Origin of the sequence: Thiohalocapsa sp. (genome assembly GCF_019695415.1) — a bacterium.
In the GTDB taxonomy this organism is placed as follows: Bacteria; Pseudomonadota; Gammaproteobacteria; order Chromatiales; family Chromatiaceae; genus Thiohalocapsa.
On record NZ_JAIFKJ010000512.1, the window covers coordinates 1 to 3076 of the forward strand.

General features: G+C 66.6%; 2 protein-coding genes. Both read left to right on the top strand.

Going from position 1 to position 3076, the window contains the following annotated elements; translation table 11 throughout:
- Positions 1 to 609: 609 nt before the first annotated feature.
- Positions 610 to 1278: an adenylyl-sulfate kinase gene (gene cysC, locus I6U14_RS14255; protein ID WP_296900179.1), complete on the top strand. Its 669-nt coding sequence runs from the start codon at positions 610 to 612 to the stop codon at positions 1276 to 1278.
- A 49-nt stretch (positions 1279 to 1327) separates the two neighbouring features.
- Positions 1328 to 2905 (top strand): ABC transporter substrate-binding protein, encoded by a 1578-nt coding sequence (locus I6U14_RS14260; RefSeq protein ID WP_296900180.1) that lies wholly within the window; start codon positions 1328 to 1330, stop codon positions 2903 to 2905.
- Positions 2906 to 3076: the final 171 nt, after the last annotated feature.

Here is a 3076-nt window from a genome sequence, read left to right on the forward strand (position 1 = left end):
GGCGGGCGAGGGTGAACGTTCATTTTCGGACGGACGCGGCACCTAGGCGGCGGGCTGTTCCAGTTGGTCCGTCAGCACGGCGGTATGGCGATCGGATGATTGGAAGGTTTAGCAGTTATGCTTTCTTGAGTATGCACGACAGGTTGCGTCGGGTCTAAGGTGTTTTCGGGCAAGATGTTCGCGATAGTCTTCAATGCTGACATCAAGGTCGCGGAGCAGGCCCATCAGCGAGCGTACACCCTCTGGGAGATCGCGAGCGTCTGCTACTGCGGTGCGTGCTCGGGCTGTATTGTCCTGTAGCTTGGTCACTGAGCACCTAGGATTAAGCAATGGGGGCGGCCCGTGAGCATCGCGCGACGTCTAGTCCGGACGCTTTCCCGGCGGGCCGGCCGTCGCCTGCGTTTCTGACGGCGAGATCCTCCAGTTTACATGACAGGTGCCTGCCTGCTGGTTTGCAGGCCCTCCATTGTGTCCGGCTTGCTGGTCCCTGCTTGGCGCTGACGGGTGCTCGTCGGTAAACTGCTCCGCTTCGGGCAAAGCCCGATCCGGCCCGGCTGTCTGCCTGCCGTACCTCCCTCTGCTGCTGTTCCCGTTGTTGAGACGATTTCTATGGCGAACGATACGAATGTGACCTGGCATGAGCACCAGGTGACGCGCGAGGCGCGTGAGCGCCTGAACGGCCACAGGGGCTGTGTCATCTGGTTCACGGGTCTGTCCGGCTCGGGCAAGAGCACGGTGGCCAATACGCTGGATCACTTGCTGTGGGGCTATGGCTTCCACAGCGCTGTGCTGGATGGCGATAACGTCCGCCACGCGCTGAATGCGGGGCCCGGCATCCTGCAGGATGCGCACGGCGATGAGTTCGCTCAACGCTTTGGGCTTGGATTCTCGGCGGTGGATCGGGAGGAGAACATCCGCCGCATCGGCGCGGTTGCTGGGCTCTTCTGCCAGGCGGGGCTGATCGCGCTGACGGCCTTCATCAGCCCGTACCGGGTGGACCGGGACCGCGTGCGGCGCACGCTGCCGAATGGTGAGTTCATCGAGGTGTTTGTGGACACCCCGCTTGCGGTCTGCGAGGAACGCGACCCAAAGGGCCTTTACAAGAAGGCCCGCGCGGGCGAGATCAAGCAGTTCACGGGCATCGACGACCCGTACGAGGCGCCGGAGGCCCCGGAGCTCACGCTGCTCGCCGGCGAGCGTACGCCGGAGCAATTGGCGCACGAGGTGATCGACTACCTGGTGGCGCAGAGCATCATTCCGCAGCCGGCCGGTCGCTGACGCCGGTACCGGCGCACGACGGCGCCGGTGCGCTTCGCGCATAGGCACCATGCGTGCCGCCAGACTCCTGCCCATTGCGCTGCTGACGGCGGCGCTGTTGGTCTGCTCCGGCTGTGCGCGCCAGACACCGCCGGCAGACACCCTGGTGGTGGGCCAGGTGGCGGCGCCGCGCTCCCTGGACCCACAGGTCACCACGGCGCTGAATGACTTTCGCATCCTGGTGAATGTCTACGAGGGGCTGGTGCAATACCGCCCTGGGACGCTGGAGCCTGCGCCGGGCCTGGCTGAGTCCTGGACCTTGTCTGACGACGGACGCGTCTACCGGTTTCGGCTGCGCGATGGGGTGCGCTTTCATGACGGCAGCCGCTTCGATGCGCACGCCGTGCGCTTCAACTTCCGCCGCATGCTGGACCCGGAGCATCCGTTCCACGACACGGGCCCCTTTCCGCTGGCGTTCTTCTTCGAGCAGGTGGAGCGGGTGGTGGTGGAAGATCCGCTCACCGTCCGCTTCGAGCTGAGCCAGCCGTTCGCCCCTTTCCTGTCGAATCTGGCCTATCCGACGGCGCTGATGGTTTCGCCGGCAGCGGTACGTCGCTGGGGACAGGATTATGGGCGGCATCCAAGCGGCACCGGCCCGTTTCGGTTCGCAGGCTGGACGCGAAGCGGGCAGGTGCGCCTGACGCGCTTCGAGGGCTGGCATGCTGGCAGGGCGCCGCTACAGAGCCTGATCTTCCGCCCCCTCACCGACCCCATGACCCGAGTCGCGGAGCTGCTGGCGGGCGGCGTGGACCTGGCGCTGGAGCTCTCGCCGGACAACGTGGCCGCATTTCGCAAGCGACCGGGCTATCGGGTGCTGGAGGCCACTGGTCCGCACCTGTGGTTTCTGATCCTCAACACCCGCAGCGGCCCGCTTGCGGATGTGCGGGTGCGCCGGGCGCTGAACCTAGCCATTGACCGGCGCACCTTGGTGCGGGACGTGCTGCGCGACACCGCGGTGGTGGCGGATGGGCCGGTGCCGCAGGCGTTTGCCTGGGCCTTTGATCCGGCGGGCCCGACCTATGCATACGCCCCCGAGCGCGCACGGACGCTGCTGGCCCAAGCGGGTCATGCTGATGGGCTGGCGCTGACCTTTCTCGTGCCGCGGGGCGGCTCGGGCATGCTCGCCCCATTGGCCATGGCCACCGCCATTCAGGGCGATCTGGCGCGTGTGGGGGTGCAGGCGAAGATCGAGAGCTTCGAGTGGAACGCCTACCTGGCCCGGGTCAACGATGGCCTGGACGCCAACGCCGACCTGGCCCAGATGGCCTGGATGACCAACGACCCGGACACCCTCCCATACCTGGCGCTGCGCTGCGATGCGGTGCCCTCAGAAGGAGGGTTCAATTCCGGCTGGTACTGCAACCCCGAGGTGGACCGGCTGATCGAGCAGGCCCGTACGACCACCGAGCGCACCGAGCGCGCGCGGCTCTATCGTGAGCTGGCGCACCGCGTCCAGCAGGATGTGCCCTGGGTGACGGTGGCGAGCTGGCGACAGAACCTGGTGCTGCAGGACAAGGTGCGCGGCATCCGGCTCGAGCCCTCGTTCGCGCTGCGATTGGAGCAGGCGGCCAAGGCTGGGCGGCGCTAGCGCAGCGATGCGGCTGCGGCCTGGCGGCAGCGCTAAAGCTACGTCTCGCGGCCGATCTCGATCTGCACGGAAAAGCGCCCTGGCGCGGGTTGTTGAGGATCGTGCTTGTAGGGGTCCGTAAGCTGGTCCGCGAGCCAGACGCCGAAAGGCCCGAGCAGCGCGATCCAGAGC

Coding starts and splice junctions, on each gene's coding strand:
- cysC (WP_296900179.1), top strand. CDS start 610: ATGGCGAACGATACGAATGTGACCTGGCATGAGCACCAGGTGACGCGC.
- I6U14_RS14260 (WP_296900180.1), top strand. CDS start 1,328: ATGCGTGCCGCCAGACTCCTGCCCATTGCGCTGCTGACGGCGGCGCTG.